Raw genomic sequence first — 17,604 nt, forward strand, 5'->3', positions numbered from 1 at the left:
CTCTTCGTGCGGGACGAAAACCGCCATTGCCACGTGGAAACCTCCAGCACGAAGAGCTTTCGCGACTGCCGGCCAGGTGCCCCATCGAGTGGACCCTGCCGGCAGGCTTCGGTCGCTCGAGGTCGGCCCGGCCCGACAAAGTCCGCTCGGTGCACGCCGAGGACTGAAGACGCGCCAAGGACGGGCGGGTTGCGGGGTTTCCTGGGAACTTCCGGCCGGGCGCCGGTTGCGCTGTGGTCGGGATCATCGACCAGCGACTTTCGCCGTCCAACACCGGCGCCCGGCCGCAATACGCGGCGGACCGCCATGACCCGCCCGTCCTTGGCGCGTCGTTCCGGCCGTCAGGCCGAAACCGAAGAGGCACCAGCCGGCCTGCCCTTCGACAGGCTCAGGGAACGAAGGCCCGGGGTCAGTGGCGGCGGGTGACGCGGCGGGTGGTGTAGATGTCGACGGCGGTCTTGATCACGATCAGGACGGCGACCAGTTCGACGCCCTCGGATCGCAGCTCGTACGGCAGCAGGGAGAAGAGGGAGTCGAGCAGGTGGATGATCATCCCGGGGAGGCCGTCGGAGCGGCCGACGTCGAGGCTGAGCCAGAAGGCGATCAACACCGCCAGGTGCAGCACGATGATCCGCGGATACGGCTGGGTCATGGCTTGCTGAGCCGAGACGACGGTACGCAATCCGCCGCGCCCGAACCAGGTGGCCAGCAGCTCGACCAGGTAGCGGACAGCCATCACGATCACCGGGAAGCCCAGGAGCAGGAAGGTCGGCTCGATGCCCAGCCGCAGCGCGACCAGCAGGGTGAAGACGCCGTGCACCAGGCAGAAGATCCCGTAGTGCAGGGTGAAGAACAGGCCGTAGCGCAGCGGGGTCCCGCGCACCGGGCGGCCGTTGATCTTGAGCGCGCCCGACGTCTCCGGTCCGCGGGCGGACACGACCCGGGCCAAACTGATCACGCCGATGATCAGGTTCTCGAGCCAGAACAACAGATAGACGTTGCCGGCGGGCCAGCCCCAGGCGATCACGCCGACCAGGGTCAGCACGTTCATGGTCACCGAGATGCCGATGGCGACGATCGAGCCGGTGATGCCGTCGTCGGGATCCAGGTCGGGCGTCGACCCGCGCTCCGTGCGCACGGCGAAAGTCGTGTTCGGCTGCTGCTGAGACACCAGGCGACCCCCTCTGCTCGTCCAGTGACTGCGGACGCGTACCTCTGCAACCCATCAGCCACCAGCAGTATGGCCGACCGCCCGGTCAGCTCTCGCGGCGGCCCGCGGTGATCAAGATCATGCTCGCGCCGGCCTACTCCGGCGACACCACCACGCCCAGGGTCCGCGGGCCGGTGTGCACGCCGAGCACGGCGCTGACCGGGGTGATCACCAGATCCAGCGGGCCCTCGGCGCGGCGCTGCAACCGGAAGGCCAGCTCCTCGGCCGGGGCCGGGTCGTCCAGGTAATGCACGGCCAGTCCGACCCGGCGACCGGTCGCGTACGCCTTGGCCATCGCGACCGTGGCGAGCTCCTCCAGCCGGATCCGGGCCCGGTTGGCGGTACGCACCCGCTCCCGGGGCCGGATCTCCCCGTCGACCAGGGTGAGCAACGGTTTCACCGCGAGTGCGGAGCCGAGCAGTGCCGCCGCGGCGCCGATCCGGCCGCCCCGCCGCAGCTGCTCCAGATCGTCGACCACGAAATAGGTCTCGGCCGCCGCCGCCCGGCCGGCCGCCGCCGCGGCCACCCGGTCGAGGTCGCCGCCGCCGGCCGCCGCCGTCCCGGCCGATATCGCCGCGAAGCCGAGCGCCATCGCCAGGGTGCCGGTGTCGATCACCCGGACCGGGATCGGTGCCGCCCGGGCCGCGACGGTGGCCGCGTCAAAGGTCCCGGACATCCGGGCGCTCATCGGCAACACGACGGCCGCTGTCGCTCCGGCCTCGGCCGCCGAACGGTAGGCCGCCGCGAACTCGTCGATCGCCGGGCGGGAGGTGCTCACCCGCCGGCCGGTCCGGATCGCCTCGGCCACGGCCTCCGGAGAGGCGCCCGTCGCCCCCTCGGCGCGGCTCCGACCGTCGATGACGACCTGGAGCGGGATCACCCCGAGCCCGGCGCGGACTACCCGGTCCAACGGCAGCGACGCCGTAGAGTCGGTGAACACCGCGACGTCGGCCATTGCGCAAGGGTAGTGGCGCCCACCCCTGCCGCAGCGCACCGCCGATCGACCGGCGAGGTGGGTGTGACCAGAGCAGTTTTCGGTCGGCGATTGCGGGAGTTCGAACCGTTTTCACGGAGTGGCTTCGGTGGTGTCGTAGGGTGGCAGGTCGGGTCGCCCGACCGCTGCGGTGAGGCGTACCGAAAGACATCGGGAGGGGGTTGGACCAGTGGCGAAATACAAGCCGCGCCGGGCGATGCCGCCCGACGACGAGGACGATCCGACACCCGACCGACCCCAGAGTCCCACGACCGTGGTGCCCGAGCCGGTGCCGGCGCCCAGCTCGGCCACCCACCGTGACCCACTCCCGTACCTCGATCCGCCCCCGCTCCCCGACTCCGCCTTCTTCGGCACCGATCCCGATCCGGGGCCCACTCCGGAGCCGGTAGCCGGGGTCGCATCGGAGCCGCGGGTCGACCAGGCCGCGGAGGCCCCGGTCGTCGCGCGACCAGCACCGCCGTACGAGCCGCGGCTGGACGACACCTCGACCCGGATCCTGCGGGTCCGCAAGGAACTGGACGCCGAGGAGGACTATCAACCCCAGCGCCGACCGAAGCCGGACAAGAAGTCCCAGCGCGTCTGGCGAGCCGGCCGGGCCACGTTGATCTTGGTCAGCATCGCCTCGGTGCTGACGGTCGCCGCGCTGCTGGTGCTGGCCACCCTGCTCTATCTCGATCAGCGACCGATCCTGCTCGTCGTCGGCCTGACCGTGTTGGCGATCGCGCTGTTGATGTACATCTGGCGGATGGCCTGGCACCCGCGGCTGGTGGCGGACGGAAGCCGGCTGATCGTGCACAACCCCTTCTCCAAAAGGGAGATCGACTGGGCCGACGTGACCCTGATCCTGCCCGGGCCGAACGGCATGATCATCGGCACCGACCGTGATCAGGTCGAGGTCTGGTGCGTCCAGAAGGGCCGGTCCGCGATGAAGCGGGGCAACCGCACCCGGGCCGACCAGGTCGCCGAGGAACTGTGGTGGATCTGGGATTCCGTCGATCCCCCGATGACCGACGAGCAGCTCAACCTGCGGATCCGTCGGGCCCGCCCGAACGAAGCCCAGCTGCTCACCCGGATGGAACGGACCGCCAACGAGCACGCGCTGGCACATGTCTTCCCGCCGAAGCGATTCCCGTACCCGGTGACCGACATCGCCCGTCGCTGGCAGCGCACGCTGGCCGAACGACGGGTCCGGGTGCGGATCCTCGAGATCGGTGATCAGCCGGCCGCCTTCATCGCGTACGACCACGAGACCGTCCGGCATCTCGGCGTGCTGCCCCGGCACACCCGGCGCGGCTACGGCACCGCCCTGCTCACGTTCGCCGAGGAGGACATCTTCTCCTCCGGCAGCCGGCAGGTGCAGCTCTGGGTGCTGAACGAGAACCGGGCCGCTCGCGCCTTCTACCGGACCCACGGCTGGGTCGAGACCGAAGATCGCCGACGCAGCGAGTTCCCGCCGAAACCGGACGAGTTGCGGATGATCAAGGTCAACCAGCACGGTCGGCCCGCGCCGCCGGCACCGGCCCAACCGCCGGCACAGCCGCAAGATCAACCCACCGGGAGCGATCAGCCCCAACCGCACGATCAGCCCCGACCGCACGATCTACAGAGTCAGCCGGAGTGACCGCCGCGCAGCAACCGGCCGCACCCGAGCCGGCCTGGGATTCGGTCCGCCCGGCGCGCGGCTCCCAGGTCGCCCTGGTGATCTTCGGTTTCCTGTTCGCGATCCCGTCGACGGTGTTCACGGTGCTGCGGATCTGGCAGCCGTCCGGTCAGAGTGTGGCGCTGCTGACGTCGTTCATCTCGTACGCGATCATCGGTCACCTGGTCGCTCTGTTGTTCTTCCTGATCGCGCTGATCCGGGCCCGGAAACGGCTGCTGCTGGCCGTGATCACGATCCTGGTCGCGATCATGCTCGCCCTGCACGGCTCCTGGCTCGGGCCGCTGTTCGTGCCCGACGGCCGGCCCGCGACGACGAGTGAGTTCCGGGTCCTGTCGGTCAACGTCCTGGGCGGCGCGGCGGACGCGCGACGGCTCGACGAGGCGGCCGGCGACGCCGACCTCGTCGTGCTGCTCGAATTCGAGCCGGACGCGATGGAGGAGCTGGATCGGCTCGGCTGGTCCGAACGCTTCCCGCATCAGGTCGGGGCCGACGAGCGCGGCGTGAACGGCTCCGCCGTCTTCTCCCGCTTCCCGCTCAGCGACTCCGAGCTGCTACCGCAGACCACCTTCCAGCAGTGGATGGCGACCGCCGAGGTGCCCGAAGTCGGGCCGGTCCGGGTGATCGGCGTGCACCCGTGCAATCCGTACTGCGGCATGTCGCGGTTCCAGAGCGAGCACCGGCTGATCCGCCGGATCGCCGCCGAACAACCGGCCGACCAGCCGCTGATCGTGGCCGGCGACTTCAACGCCGTCGATGATCACCGGGCGATGCAGGAGTTGCGGTCGGACGGTCTGCGCAGCGCCACCGACGTCGCCGGCGCCGGCTGGCAGCCGACCTTCCCGGCCGGCCGGAGGTTCCCGGCCCTGATCCCGATCGACCACGTGTTGATCAACGACCGCCTCACCGCGACCCAGGTGGGCACCGTCGCGATCCCCGGCACCGACCACCTCGGCATCCTCGCCACCCTCGCCGGCACCTCCTGAACCCCCGAGTTGTCAGACTCACACCACGCCATAGGCCGGTGAGAGTCTGACAAGTTGGGGTGTTAGGCGGGGACGATGGAGACGAGTTTGGGGGCGCGGACGATGATCTTGGCGATCTCGCGGCCGTCCAGGGCGCGTTGCACGGATTCCTCGGCCAGGGCCAGGTTGCGCAGCTCGTCCTCGCCGATCGTCGGTGAGACTTCCAGCCGGCCGCGGATCTTGCCCTTGATCTGGATCACGCAGGTCACCGACTCGATGGTCAGCAGCGACTGGTCGACCTCCGGCCAGGTCGTGGCGGCGACGGACGGCTGGTGGCCCAGCTGCTCCCACATCTCCTCGGCCACGTAGGGCGAGACCAGGCTCAGCGTGATCGCGACGAACTCGGCCGCCTCGCGGACGGCCGGATCGGCCGGGCCGGCACCGGTGTCGATCACCTTGCGGGTCGCGTTGACCAGCTCCATGATCTTGGCCACGGCGACGTTGAACCGTTGCGTCTCGATGCACTGGGTGATGTCGGCCAGGGTCCGGTGGGAGGTGCTGCGCAGCGTCGCGTCGCCGCCGGCCGGGTCGACGCCCGGCTCGCTGGTGACGTCGGCCGCCAGCCGGTACGCCCGCTGCAGGAACTTCACCGAGCCGCTCGGCGACAGATCCGCCCAGTCGATGTCGTCCTCCGGCGGGCCGGCGAAGATCATCGTCAGCCGGACCGCGTCGACGCCGAAGTTCTCGATCTGCTCGCCCAGGTCGACGCCGTTGCCCAGCGACTTGCTCATCGACTTGCCTTCGTTGATCACCTGGCCCTGGTTCAGCAGTCGGCGCATCGGCTCGGTGAAGTCCAGCATTCCCATGTCGTACAGGGCTTTGGTGAAGAAGCGCATGTACAGCAGGTGCAGGATCGCGTGCTCGACCCCGCCGACGTACTGCGCCACCGGCATCCAGCGCCGGACGTCCTCCGGGTCGAACGGGCCTTCCTTGAAGCCGGGCGAGCAGTAGCGGAAGAAATACCAGGACGAGTCGACGAAGGTGTCCATCGTGTCGGTGTCCCGGGTCGCCGGGCCGCCGCAGGTCGGGCAGGAGACGTTGACCCACTCGGAGGCCGCGGCCAGCGGCGAGGTGCCCTTGGGGTTGAGATCCGTGCCCGTCAGGTACGGCAGTTCCACCGGCAGTTGATCATCGGGCACGGGCACCTCCCCACACGTCGCGCAGTGGATGATCGGGATCGGCGCACCCCAGAACCGCTGCCGGCTCAGCAGCCAGTCCCGCAGCCGATACGTGATCGCCGCCTTCCCGGTGCCGGCCGCTTCCAACCGTTCGATGATCGCGGCGACCCCGGATTCCTTGTCGGACAGGTCGTTCAGGACATCGGAGTTGACGTAGCGGCCGTCACCGGTGGTGGCGATACCGGTCTCGACCGGATCGTCCTCGCCGGTGTCGACCACCTTGCGGACCGGCAGATCGAAGGCGCGGGCGAAGTCCAGATCGCGTTGATCATGGGCCGGCACGGCCATCACGGCACCGGTGCCGTAGTCGGCCAGCACGTAGTCGGCCGCCCAGATCGGCATCCGTTCACCGTTCACCGGGTTGATCGCGTAGCGACCCAGGAAGACCCCGGTCTTCGGCCGGTCCGTGGCCTGCCGCTCGATCTCCGTGGCCTGCTGGGTCTTCGCCCGGTAGGCCTCGAACTCCTCGCGTTGATCATCGGTGACGATCTCCGCGGCCAGGTCGGCCTCGGGCGCGACGACGAAGTAGGTCGCCCCGTACAGCGTGTCCGGCCGGGTGGTGAAGACGGTGACCGGCTCGTCCCGTCCGTCGATAGCGAAGTCGACGTGGGCTCCGGTGGAACGACCGATCCAGTTGCGCTGCATGGTCAGCACGCGCTCCGGCCAGCCGGCCTCCAACTGCTCCATGTCGTCCAGCAGCCGGTCGGCGTATTCGGTGACCTTGAAGAACCACTGGGTCAGCTGCCGCTTGGTCACGGCCGCGCCGCAGCGCTCGCACTCGCCGTTGATCACCTGCTCGTTGGCCAGCACGGTCTGATCATTGGGGCACCAGTTGACCCAGCTCGCCTTGCGGTAGGCCAGCCCGCGCTCGCGGAACCGCAGGAACAGCCACTGGGTCCAGTGGTAGTACTCCGGATCCGAGGTGTGCAGCCGCCGCGACCAGTCCAGGCTCAATCCGTACCGCTTGAACGAATTCGCCTGGGTCTCGATGTTGGCGTACGTCCACTCGGCCGGGTGCGCGTTCCGCTTGATCGCCGCGTTCTCCGCGGGCAGGCCGAAGGAGTCCCAGCCGATCGGGTGCATCACGTCGTAGCCGCGCAGCTTCAGGTAGCGCGCCCAGACGTCGCCCATCGCGAACGCCTCGGCGTGACCCATGTGCAGATCGCCCGACGGGTACGGGAACATGTCCAGCACGTAGCGGCGTTCCTTGGACCCGTCGTCGAGCGGCGCGAACGTCCGGTCGGACTCCCAGAAGGCCGCCCACCGTTCCTGCGCCGCGTGCGCGTCGTAGCGCACGCCGACGGCGCCGCCGTCCACGGCCAGATGCTGCTCGGTCGACTCGTGCTCGCTCACCGTACGACTTCTCCTTGGGGTGGGGTCCGGGCATGAAAAAACCCCTCGGGCAGGAGGGGTAGGCCACGCGGGACGTCTGGTCCGGCGCGGCTAGGTAAGGAGCACCCGGGCACGCATGATGCCGCCATGGTAGCGCAAGCCGCCGGGGAGTTCCCTCACCCCGGGGCGGGAGCCATCAGGGTGACCGCGTTCGGCACCACCTCGGCCACCAGCACGCTCGCCCGGCCCTCGGTGTCGCCGTCCAGTTGGTACGCCTCCGGAACCGCCACCCGGATCTCGACCCGGCGGCCGGTCCAGTGATCAAGATGGACGTCCTCGTGGTGCCGTCGGAGCAGGATCCGGATCGTCGCCCGGACCCAGTCCTGCCACCGGCGCGGCGAGGCGACCAACAGGTCCAGCCGGCCGTCGTCGAGCTTGGCCTCCGGGATCAAGCTGATCAGCCCCGGCACCTCGCCGACGTTGCCGATCACGCAGAGCACCGCGCGCCGTCGGACCGGCTTCTGATCATCCACCGTGATCGTCGCCCGGGCCGGCTCCCGACCCAACACCTTCCGGGCGGCGATCGCGTACGCGCCCGGACCGAGCACCCGCTTCAGCGCGACGTCGGTCTGTTCCAAGATCACCGCGTCCAGACCGAGCCCGGCCATCACCGCGAAATACTCCGGCTGCCGGTCGTCGGCGGTGAGCTTGATCAGATCGATCGGCCGCCGGTGATCACCGAGCGCGACCTCGATCGCCCGGTCCAGCCGCAACGGCAGGTCGATGTTGCGGGCCAGCAGGTTGACCGTGCCGGCCGGCAGCAAGGCGCAGGGGATGTCGGTGCCGACCAGCCCCGCGATCACCACCCGGATCGTCCCGTCCCCGCCGGCCGCCACCACCAGCTCGACGCCGGCGGCCACCGCCTGGGCGGTCATCGCCCGCCCCGGATCGTCCGGCGTCGTCTCCAACCACAGCGGCGGGGCCCAACCGGCCTCGGCGAACCGCTCCAGCAGCAGCCGTTCCAGCTTGTCGTCGATCTTGGTCGCGTTGATCACGACCGCCGCGCGGCGCCGCCCGGCCGGGGATGCGTCGCCCTGGGTCACGCAGCCATGCTAGTGCCGTGGTCCGGAGGTGCCGCGGTGGCGCGACCTCCCTACAAGGCCGCCATGGCCGTCAGCACCGTGTCGACCTCTTCCGGCGTGGTGACGATGCTCGGCGCGAGTCGCAGGTACGGGTCGTCGTAGGGCGTGATGCTGGCGACGATGCGGTGCTCGGCGCGCAGTCTGCGGACGGCTTCGAAAGGCGCGAGCCGATCGTGGGAGCACATCACCAGACCGGCCGACAGTTCCGGGTCGGCCGGCGTGATCACGGTGACCGCCGGGATCTCGGCCAGGCCGGCCTTGAGCTGCGTCGCCTGCTCCGTGATGCGGCGAGCGATCCGCGCCCGGCCGATCGCCCGGTGGAACGTGAACGCCTCCGGCACCGCCCAACGATGCTCGAAAGAGTGGTAGCCGCCCGGCGTCGCCAGTCGGCCCGGACCCTCGGGCATCGAGAAGCTCGGCAGCACCGGCGCGGCCGCGTCCCAGGCCCGGCCCCAGAGCAGGCCGGTGCCACGCGGGCCGAACATCCACTTGTGGATGCCGCTGGTGAAGAAGTCGCAGCCGAGGTCGGTGACGTCTTGGTCGACGGCGCCGAAGCCGTGGATGCCGTCGACGAGGAGCAGTGTTCGCTCGGCGGGCGCCCGGCCGGCGTTTCGTTCGGCCAGCATCGCGCTGATCCGGGAGATCGGCAGCCGGACCCCGGTGCTGGAGTGGACCCAGGTCAGCACCACCAGCCGGGTGCGCGGCCGCAGTGCGTCCCGCAGCCGGGTCACGATGTCGCCGGCGTTCGCGGTCGCCGGCTCGTCGTAGAGCCGTACCCGCCGGACGGACGCGCCGGTCCGGCTGGCGAGCTTGCCGAGCGCGTCATAGGTGCCGAAGAAGTCGTGCTCGCTGGTCAGCACGTCATGACCGCGGCCCAGCCGCAGGCCGGCGCAGAGCAGCCCCATGCCCATCGTCGTGCTGTCGGTGAGCGCGACGTCGTCCGGCTTCGCGGAGGACCCGAGGTAGTCGGCGGCCGCGGCCCGGGCCGCCTCCTCCAGGTCGACGTCGTTGTCCAGATAGCCCGTCGTGTCGGCATCCAGCCCGGCCCGGTGCCGGTCGATCGCCGTACGGACCGGTCGCGGATGGGCCGCGAGCTGGAACGCGGCGAAGTGCAACAGGTCGGCCTGCAACGGAAACTGGGCCCGGACCGAGTCCCAATCCTGTGGATCGAACGCCGCCGCCGATTCCGCGTCCGACGGTGCGCCGGCCGGGTCGGGCGCGACCGGACCCGTGCACCCGACGAGGGCGGGAGTCAGCAGCGACGTCCCGAGCAGCGTTCTCCTACTGACCGATGGCTCCATTCGACGATTGTCCGGCGCCGAAGTGGCCGACTCCACCCACGAGCGACCATCGTCTCGTCCGGGATCACCACCGATGGCCGTTCCACCAGGTGTCAGCCGGTTGAACGTACGGTGAACGGACCGTTACGCTCATAGGACGTCCGATGTGTCGGGAGGCATCATGCCGCAGTCCGAGGCACCACTCCCCTTCAATCGACGAGCGTTCCTCGCGACCGGCACGGCCTTCGGCGTCGCCGCTGTCGCACCGGGCGGCCTCCCCCACGCCGCGGCCGACCAGGGCGCGCTGCTGGCCCAGGACCCGCCCTACGCCGAGAGCACCGTCTTCACCAACGCCGACCGATCGCTGCCGTACAACGTGTATCACCAGGTCGGCATCGTCAAGGCTCGCGACGACGTGTTGATCGCGTACGCGGAGGGCCGGATCGCGACGTCGGATCAGACCAGGACGGTGGACCTGGTCTATCGGCGCAGCACCGACGGCGGGCGGACCTGGGACCAGAAGCTGAGCGTGCTGACCCGGCACTCGACGATCCGGCACGACGGCGCCGACAGGCCGGTGTGCTACTTCAACGCGTGCCTGGTGTTCGACTCCGAGACCGGCACCCTGTGGGCGTTCTGCGATCGCAAGATCGGCGAGCCGGACTACACCGAGGAGCACCAGTTCGACGCCAACCGGATGGTCTATCTGACCAGCACCGACAACGGGGTGAGCTGGAGCAAGATCAACGAGGTGCCGGCCGCGTTGTTCGACGGCAAGCCCGGCGACCGGCATGTGTCGACCTCCGGGCACGGGCTGCAGACCAGCAGCGGCCGGCTGCTGGTCCCGGTATCCCATCAGTACAAGGATTATCGGCCGGACTACACCTCGTCCTTCCTCTACAGCGACAACGGCGGCCGGACCTGGCGGATCAGCGAGGAGATCCCACCGCGGCCGCCGTACGCCGGGTTCGCCGAACTGCGGATCGCCGAACCGGTGCCGGGCACGATCCTGGCTGTCGGCCGCGGCCGGAACGGGGACAGCGATCCGGGTCTCACCGGTGGACATTTCAAGGTCCGGTCGGTCAGCACGGACGACGGTCTGACCTGGTCCGGCGCCGTGCTGGAGCGCGACCTGCCGGAGTGGTTCAACGGAGTCGATCACGGCATGATCAACCTCGATCAGCCGCGGAACGATCTCTTGATCATCAGCTCCTCCGGCGTCCCGTCGGGCTTCACCGGGCATCGCGGAAACCTGACCGCGTACTACAGCCCGAATCAGGGCCGGGACTGGCGCCGCGGACCGCGGTTCGTCTCCGGCGCGTCCAACAACTCCGACCTGGTGCAGCTCGGGCCGGAGCTCGCCGGATGCCTTTTCTGCAAGGGAAAGTACGCCGGTCGGAGCATCTTCCAGTCGCCCGAGGTGGTCTTCGCCCGGTTCTCCCTCGACTGGCTGTACGACAACGACCGGGTGCCGCCGGCAGCCCGTTGGGCCCTGGACGAGGGCTCCGGCGAGCTGGTTGCCAGCTCCGGCAGTCAGCGCTACGACGGCCGGATCAGCGGCGCCGGGTGGGTGACCGACGGCGGCCGGTCGGCGTTGGCGTTCGACGGCTCCGGGGCGTACGTCGACTTCGGTGACGTGCTCGATCCGGGGTCCGGCAGCCTCACCGTGACGTTGTGGTTCCGTCGGTCCACCGGCGCGCCACCGGGAGCGCAGCAGGGATTGATCACCAAGGGCAACCTGGTCTCCGGCTACGCCGGCTGGTCGGTCGTGCTGGCGGCCGACGGCCGGCCGGTGGTCCGGATCAACGCCGGCGGCGGGACCGCCCAGCGGGCGTCACAACAGCGGGCGACCGGCGTGCTCGACGACGACTGGCATCAGCTGGCCCTGGTGATCGACCGGGCGCGCCGCTCGGTGACCGGCTTCCTGGACGGGTCCAACGAAGGCTGGCAACCCGGCGGCAGCGGACCGGCCGGAAACGTGATCACCGGGTTCGGGGCCATCGACAGCGGCGAGCCGCTGCGGCTCGGCTGCACCAGCCGGGACGGTGTGCCGGCCGATTTCTTCGCCGGGCGGATCGACGACGTCCGGATCCACCGCCGCGCCCTGTCCGACCTCGAGCTCGAGGAACTGCACCGCGCCGGCCGCCCGGTCGACTGACCGACACCGGTCAACGGAGGAAGCCGGCCCCGATGCTGACGCTGCCGCTCCAGGTCGTCACCGTCCCGTTCTTCCCGGCGATGGCGATCGCATCGGGATTGCTGCACCGCAGCTGGAAGCCGTCGATCTCCTGGTGCACATCCAGCGTGTCGCGGCAGCGGCCCTGGGTCTTCTGCGCCCAGGCCGCGATCTTCTGCCGGGTTGATTCGGATCCGGGCAGGACGTAGCCCAGGCCGGCCTGTAACGCCTCGACGGTGCGCCGATTGGCCTGTCCGGTCCGATCGGGCGGATCGTTGCCGACGGCGGCCGCCGAGCCGAGGGCCAGGAAGCTCTCCAGCTGATCGGCGTCGGAGAGGTTGCGTCGTAGCGAGTAGGAATGCTGGTCGTTGTCGCCGACCCGCTTGGCGCAGCGAGTGCCGTACTTCCCCGACTTCTCACAGGCGAAACCCTTCGCCCGCAGGGCAGCGACCAGCTTGGCCATGCTGATCTTGGGGAAGCAGCCGGTGCCGCGATCGGGCCGGCACCGGACCGGGCCGGGCCCGGTCGGGGTCGGGGTCGGCGTGGCCGACGGTCGTTCGGCCGAGGCCGTCGGCGCCGTGGCGCTGCGCTCGGAATCCCGCGGCAGACTCCGGAAGAAGACCACCCCGCCGATGGTCAGACCGAGCACGAGCACGAGCGCAATCGCACCGACGGCGATCCACGGGCCGACGGAACGGTGCGGCCGGACCGGCCCGCCGGGCGATCCTGGGTATGGCGCCCCGTGCTGCTGGGCCGGCGGGCCGGGATGCTGGGCCGGCGGGCCGGAGTTCTGGGGCGGCGGTCCGGCGGGCTGCGGCGGCTGGGCCGGCACCCACCGCTGCCCGTCCCACCACCACCGCCCGTCCGGTGACCATTGCGGCGGAGCCTGTGACATGCGGCGCATCGTACTCACCGCCGGAGCCGAATTGGGGGATCAGCCCTTGACGGCGCCGGTCAGCACGCCCTTGGCGAAGTGGCGTTGCAGGAACGGATAGATGATCAGGATCGGGACGATGGAGATCACCAGGATCGCCATCTGGATCGCGGCCTGCGGCGGTAGGTGTTCCAGACCGAGCTCGGCCGTGCCGAGTTGGGTGTCGTTGATCACGTACGTGCGCAACACCAACTGCAACGGCCAGAGCGTGCTGTCGTTGATGTACAGCAGGGCGTTGAAGAACGCGTTCCAGTAGCCGACGGCGTAGAACAGGCCGATCACCGCGAGCACCGCCTTGGACAGCGGCAGCACGATCGAGGTGAAGATCCGCAGCTCCCCTGCCCCGTCCACCCGGGCGCTCTCGATCAGCTCCCGCGGCAGCGCGCCGAAGAACGCGCGCAGTACCACGACGTTGAAGGCGCTGATCATGGTCGGCACGATCAACGCCCAGAGGCTGTCGATCAGCCCGACGCCGCGGACCAGCAGATAGGTGGGGATGATGCCGGGCGTGAACAGCATGCTGAACAACACGATCAGCAGGAACGGACGACCGGCGATGAAGGCCGGCCGGGACAACGCGTAGCCAAGCAGGCTGGAGACGATCAGGCTGAGCGCGGTGCCGACCACGGTGACGAAGGTGCTCACCCCGATCGCCCGGGTCACCACGCCGCCGGCGAAGATCGACCGGTAGGCCTCGGTGTTGATCGACTCCGGCAGCAGCACCAGCCCGCCGGCCCGGGCGATCTGCTCGGCCGGGGCCAGACTGGTGGAGATCACACCGAGGAACGGGATGATCACCACGGCGCAGAAGACGGTCAGCACGACGCCCTTGAGCAGCCGGATCGGCCAGGAGGCGATCGGCGTTCCGTGCACCACGGGCCGGGTCATCGCCGATACACCCCCTCAGCCCCGAACACGTGCGCCAGCCGGTTGGCGGCCAACACCAAGATCACGCCGACCACTCCCTTGACCAGACCGACGGCCGCCGACACGCCCCAGTCCCCGCCGAGCACGCCGTTGTTGTAGACGTAGGTGTCCAGCACCTCGCTCACCCCACGGCCCACCGCCTGCTGCTGCAACAGGATCTGCTCGAAACCGACGCTCAGCGAGTCACCGAGCCGGAGGATGAACAGCAGGATGATGATCCCGCTCAGCCCCGGCAGCGTGACGTGCCAGAGCTGGCGCAACCGGCCGGCCCCGTCGACGCTGGCCGCCTCGTACAGCTCCGGCTCGATCTGGGACAGCGCGGCCAGGAACAGGATCGTCGCCCAGCCGGTGTCCTTCCAGATGATCTGCGACGTCAACAAGGCGTGGAAGACGTCCGGGTTGCCGATGATGCTGACCGTGCCGAGATCGTGCGACCGGAGGAAGTTGTTCAGCATGCCGCTGCCGCCCAGCAGTTGCTGGAACAGCGAGACGACGATCACCCAGGACAGGAAGTGCGGCAGATAGAGGATGCTCTGCACGATCTTCTTGATCCGCTCCGAGAACAACGAGTTCATCAGCAACGCGAGCAGGATCGGCGCAGGGAAGACGAACACCGACTGCAGTGTGGTCAAGATCAACGTGTTGCCCAGCGCCTGCAGGAACTGGCGATCTCCGGTGACGATCACCGCGAAGTTCTCCAGCCCCGACCAGTCGCTGGCCAGGATGCCGAGGAACGGCTGATAGTCCTTGAACGCGATCACGTTGCCGAGCAGCGGGACGTAGTGGAACAGCAAGATCAACAACGTGCCGGGCAGGGCGAAGGCGAGCAACACCCGGTCGTCGAAGAGGCGTCGCACCAGCGGCGGCCGTCGCCGCACCGTCCGGGGGATGGCGAGCGACGGCCGGACCTCAACCTCCGTTGACATCGGTGTGGGCCTGCTGCAGCTCGGAGCGGATGTCCTCGCCGCCCGCGGCCAGCCAGTCCTTGACACCCGCGTCCCAGGCCGACACCGGCTGCTTGCCGAGGATGATCTGAATGGACAGGTCGTTCAGCGGGCCGTCGATGATCGCGCCCTTCTTCGACAGGGTGTCGGAATACAGGCCGTAGGAGGCGTTGGCGACCAGACGCGGCGCTATCGCCTGCTGGATCTTCTGCTGCTTCTCCGGCACCTCGGGATGCCCGGCGAGGTAGAGCGCCATCGGCGCGTCGCTGATGTATTGCAGGCCGATCCCGGTCTCGACCACCCCGATCTTGTTCGGGACCGGGTCGGCCCCCTCCAGCGCATAGTGCTGGCCCTCGACGCCGTACTTGCGGAACAGGTATTCCTGGGTGCCGAACGGGGCCGCCATCCAGTTGGCGATCTTCAGCAGGGTCTCGGGCGCGTGCTTGGTCTCGGCGTTGATCGCGGTGATGTTGTTCAGCGCCGCGCCCAGCCAGGGGGTGCCCTCGCCGCCCTCGAACCCCGGCACGTCGAGCATGTTCACCGCGAACCCCTCGCCGGCTGTGTTGTCGGCGTAGTACTGGTTCCAGGCGACGAAGCTGTCCAGGTCGAAGCTGACGATGCCGCCGTTGAACCACTGCTTGCGGGCGCTCGCGCCGGAGGTGAACGCGTCCGGGTTGACCACTCCGGCCTCGACCAGCTTCCGGGTCGCCTCCAGCGCTTCGGCGCTGCGCGGATGCTCGTTGGCGCTGGTGAACGTGCCGCCCTCCTCGGCCCACAGGTACGGGATGGCGAGCATCTGCTTGACGTAGTTGGTCGGCGCCGTCGACCAGGCCCAGCGGTTGGACCGCTGATCCGTCAGCTCGACACTCAGGTCGAAGAACTCCTGGAAGTTCTTCGGCGCCGGATCCTTGATCCCCTTGGCCGCCAACAGATCCTCGCGATAGAGCGGCAGCGAGGTGCGGGCCATGCCGCGCGGCACCGGGATGCCGTAGATCTCGCCGTTGAAGACGCAGCCGCGCCAGTAGACCTCGGGCAGGTTGGCCAGGAACGGATAGGCCTGCACCGCGTCGCCGGACAGGAACTCGGTCAGCGCCCGCGCCTTGGCCTTGAGCAGCCCCGGGACCTGCGCCGTCGCCGGCGGGATGTTGATCAGGTCCGGAAGATCATTTCCTGCCACCCGGGTGGCGAACTTGTCCGCGTACTCGTCGTTGGAGGCCATGCTGATCTCCAACGGCGAGCCGAGTCGCTTGTTCAGCTCGGTCCAGAAGGCGTTGTCGGAGACGGGCGGCGGGATCGCGCCGGGGATGTTGGTCATGAAGGTGATCGGCGTGCCGTCACCCGGAGCCTCGGTGATCGTCTGCTTCGGGTCCTCGGGATAGCCGAGATAGCCGTCCAGGACCGTCTCGTCGCCGGGCAGATCCGGCTTGACTCCGGCGAACCGCTGATAGGCCGGCAGCTTCACGGCGGCGTTGACCGCCGCTTCCCCACCGCCCGAGGTCGAGCAGCCGACCAGCCCGCCGGCGCCGATCGCACCGGCGAGGGCCGCGCCGCCGCCGAGCAGTCGTCGGCGCGTGAATTCCTTACGCATGTGGGCGTCCATCGCTTCCCCATCTCCCTTGTTGGGCGTTCGCCAGAATTCGACGACTATGACATAGTACGTCCTATGTCTTCAAGCCTGCATTCGGAAGTGATCTTCGATCCGGCTGACAGCGGCTACCACACGTACCGGATCCCGGCCTTGATCAACTCCGGCCCGACGGTGCTCGCGTTCTGTGAGGGGCGCGTCAGCTCCGGCAGCGACTCCGGCAAGATCGACATCGTCCTGCGCCGCTCGACCGACGGCGGCACGACCTGGGGTCCGGTCACCGTGGTGCACACCACCGACGATGCCACCTGCGGCAACCCCGCGCCGGTGATCGATCCGGCCAGCGGGGACGTGGTGCTGCTGTCCGTCCGCAACCCGGCCGCCCTGACCGAGAAGCAGCTGCACGTCGACGACAACGCCTACACCGCTCGGCGGGTCTTTCTCCAGCGCAGCACGGATCTCGGGCAGACCTGGAGCGAGCCGGCGGAGATCACCGACACGGTGAAGCGCCGGACCTGGGGTTGGTACGCGACCGGGCCCTGCCACGGCATCGCCCTGAGCCGGGGACCGCACGCCGGTCGGCTGCTGATCCCGGCCAACCACTCGGTGATCCCGGAGCCCGGCCAGGACCCGCAGCCTCGGCACCGGTTCAGCGGCGGCCACTGCATCGTCAGCGACGACGGCGGCCGGAGCTGGCGGATCGGCTTCGTCGATGATCATGTTGACGATGCCGACCCGGAGGCGATCAACCCGAACGAGTCCGCCGCCGTCGAGCTGGCCGACGGCCGGGTCTACTTCAACACCCGCAACTTCGGCAGCAGGTTGTCCGGCCGGGTGCACGCGTGGTCCGGCAACGGCGGCGACGAGCTCGAGCAGGGCTACCGGTCGGTCCGCGCCACCGTGGCGCCGGACGTGCAGGCCGCCCTGCTCCGGCTGCCGGACGACCGGCTGGTGCTGTCCACGCCGCGCGCGGCCGGTCGCCGGGTCCGGCTCGGGCTCTATCTGGCCAACGCCCGCGGCACCGGCTGGCGACGGGGCCCGCTGATCCACTCCGGTCCGGCCGCCTACTCCGACCTCGCCCTGCTGCCCGCCGATCCCGGCGACGCCACCGGCGGCGAGGGCCGACTCGGCGTCCTGTACGAGGCCGGCGAGCAGCGTGCGTACGAACAGATCCGGCTGGCCCGGCTACCGTTGTCGATGTTGGCGAACGGAGGATGATC

The 17,604-nt window shown here is 69.4% G+C and carries 13 protein-coding genes; 4 read left to right on the forward strand and 9 right to left on the reverse strand.

What is annotated here, in order from left to right:
- Positions 1 to 409: 409 nt before the first annotated feature.
- Together FNH24_RS13455 and FNH24_RS13460 are read right to left on the reverse strand one after the other, a co-directional pair.
- A complete protein-coding gene (locus tag FNH24_RS13455; protein WP_152362700.1) occupies positions 410 to 1,171 on the reverse strand; it encodes a DUF6498-containing protein in 762 nt (253 codons plus the stop codon).
- Positions 1,172 to 1,304: 133 nt separating this feature from the next.
- Positions 1,305 to 2,165 carry a DegV family protein gene (locus FNH24_RS13460; protein WP_152362701.1) on the reverse strand — a complete coding sequence of 287 codons (861 nt, stop codon included), beginning with the start codon at positions 2,163 to 2,165 and terminating at the stop codon, positions 1,305 to 1,307.
- A 208-nt stretch (positions 2,166 to 2,373) separates the two neighbouring features.
- On the opposite strand from FNH24_RS13460, the gene FNH24_RS13465 reads away from it, so the two are divergent.
- The gene (locus FNH24_RS13465) at positions 2,374 to 3,825 is read left to right on the forward strand and encodes a GNAT family N-acetyltransferase (protein ID WP_152362702.1); all 1,452 of its coding nucleotides are present in this window, start codon (positions 2,374 to 2,376) and stop codon (positions 3,823 to 3,825) included.
- Positions 3,822 to 4,847 (forward strand): endonuclease/exonuclease/phosphatase family protein, encoded by a 1,026-nt coding sequence (locus FNH24_RS13470; protein WP_152362703.1) that lies wholly within the window; start codon positions 3,822 to 3,824, stop codon positions 4,845 to 4,847. The genes FNH24_RS13465 and FNH24_RS13470 overlap by 4 nt, the downstream gene beginning before the upstream one ends.
- Before the next feature lie 62 nt (positions 4,848 to 4,909).
- Here the strand turns inward: FNH24_RS13470 and leuS are convergent, their stop codons facing one another.
- From leuS to FNH24_RS13485, 3 genes are all read right to left on the reverse strand, one after another.
- Entirely contained in the window at positions 4,910 to 7,381 is a 2,472-nt protein-coding gene (gene leuS, locus FNH24_RS13475; RefSeq protein ID WP_246186882.1) for a leucine--tRNA ligase, read from the reverse strand.
- A 191-nt stretch (positions 7,382 to 7,572) separates the two neighbouring features.
- On the reverse strand, positions 7,573 to 8,499 hold the full coding sequence (locus FNH24_RS13480) for a diacylglycerol/lipid kinase family protein (protein WP_152362704.1): 927 nt from the start codon (positions 8,497 to 8,499) through the stop codon (positions 7,573 to 7,575).
- Positions 8,500 to 8,549: 50 nt separating this feature from the next.
- The gene (locus FNH24_RS13485) at positions 8,550 to 9,839 is read right to left on the reverse strand and encodes an aminotransferase class V-fold PLP-dependent enzyme (protein WP_152362705.1); all 1,290 of its coding nucleotides are present in this window, start codon (positions 9,837 to 9,839) and stop codon (positions 8,550 to 8,552) included.
- Positions 9,840 to 9,999: 160 nt separating this feature from the next.
- On the opposite strand from FNH24_RS13485, the gene FNH24_RS13490 reads away from it, so the two are divergent.
- Positions 10,000 to 11,976, forward strand: coding sequence for a sialidase family protein (locus tag FNH24_RS13490; RefSeq protein WP_152362706.1), 1,977 nt, complete (start codon positions 10,000 to 10,002; stop codon positions 11,974 to 11,976).
- Between the two features lie 10 nt (positions 11,977 to 11,986).
- On the opposite strand, the gene FNH24_RS13495 is transcribed toward FNH24_RS13490, so the two are convergent.
- Genes FNH24_RS13495 through FNH24_RS13510 form a run of 4 tightly spaced genes read right to left on the reverse strand, consistent with a single transcriptional unit; the run spans position 11,987 to position 16,399 of the window.
- Positions 11,987 to 12,889, reverse strand: coding sequence for a hypothetical protein (locus tag FNH24_RS13495; RefSeq protein WP_152362707.1), 903 nt, complete (start codon positions 12,887 to 12,889; stop codon positions 11,987 to 11,989).
- Positions 12,890 to 12,928: 39 nt separating this feature from the next.
- Positions 12,929 to 13,816 carry a carbohydrate ABC transporter permease gene (locus FNH24_RS13500; RefSeq protein ID WP_152362708.1) on the reverse strand — a complete coding sequence of 296 codons (888 nt, stop codon included), beginning with the start codon at positions 13,814 to 13,816 and terminating at the stop codon, positions 12,929 to 12,931.
- On the reverse strand, positions 13,813 to 14,781 hold the full coding sequence (locus FNH24_RS13505; protein ID WP_152362709.1) for an ABC transporter permease: 969 nt from the start codon (positions 14,779 to 14,781) through the stop codon (positions 13,813 to 13,815). Before FNH24_RS13505 ends, FNH24_RS13500 begins: the two co-directional genes overlap by 4 nt.
- Complete coding sequence (locus FNH24_RS13510; protein ID WP_246186874.1) at positions 14,765 to 16,399, reverse strand: extracellular solute-binding protein; 1,635 nt, start codon at positions 16,397 to 16,399, stop codon at positions 14,765 to 14,767. The genes FNH24_RS13505 and FNH24_RS13510 overlap by 17 nt, the downstream gene beginning before the upstream one ends.
- Before the next feature lie 63 nt (positions 16,400 to 16,462).
- On the opposite strand from FNH24_RS13510, the gene FNH24_RS13515 reads away from it, so the two are divergent.
- Positions 16,463 to 17,602 carry a sialidase family protein gene (locus FNH24_RS13515; RefSeq protein WP_152362710.1) on the forward strand — a complete coding sequence of 380 codons (1,140 nt, stop codon included), beginning with the start codon at positions 16,463 to 16,465 and terminating at the stop codon, positions 17,600 to 17,602.
- Positions 17,603 to 17,604: the final 2 nt, after the last annotated feature.

This window comes from Microlunatus speluncae, from assembly GCF_009299835.1.
Classification (GTDB): domain Bacteria; phylum Actinomycetota; class Actinomycetes; order Propionibacteriales; family Propionibacteriaceae; genus Microlunatus; species Microlunatus speluncae.

Excerpts from the sequence above, each read along its gene's own strand:
- FNH24_RS13515 (WP_152362710.1), top strand. The coding sequence starts at position 16,463 with ATGTCTTCAAGCCTGCATTCGGAAGTGATCTTCGATCCGGCTGACAGC.
- FNH24_RS13460 (WP_152362701.1), bottom strand. The coding sequence starts at position 2,165 with ATGGCCGACGTCGCGGTGTTCACCGACTCTACGGCGTCGCTGCCGTTG.
- FNH24_RS13495 (WP_152362707.1), bottom strand. The coding sequence starts at position 12,889 with ATGTCACAGGCTCCGCCGCAATGGTCACCGGACGGGCGGTGGTGGTGG.
- FNH24_RS13510 (WP_246186874.1), bottom strand. The coding sequence starts at position 16,399 with ATGGACGCCCACATGCGTAAGGAATTCACGCGCCGACGACTGCTCGGC.
- FNH24_RS13500 (WP_152362708.1), bottom strand. The coding sequence starts at position 13,816 with ATGACCCGGCCCGTGGTGCACGGAACGCCGATCGCCTCCTGGCCGATC.
- FNH24_RS13505 (WP_152362709.1), bottom strand. The coding sequence starts at position 14,781 with ATGTCAACGGAGGTTGAGGTCCGGCCGTCGCTCGCCATCCCCCGGACG.
- FNH24_RS13490 (WP_152362706.1), top strand. The coding sequence starts at position 10,000 with ATGCCGCAGTCCGAGGCACCACTCCCCTTCAATCGACGAGCGTTCCTC.
- FNH24_RS13485 (WP_152362705.1), bottom strand. The coding sequence starts at position 9,839 with ATGGAGCCATCGGTCAGTAGGAGAACGCTGCTCGGGACGTCGCTGCTG.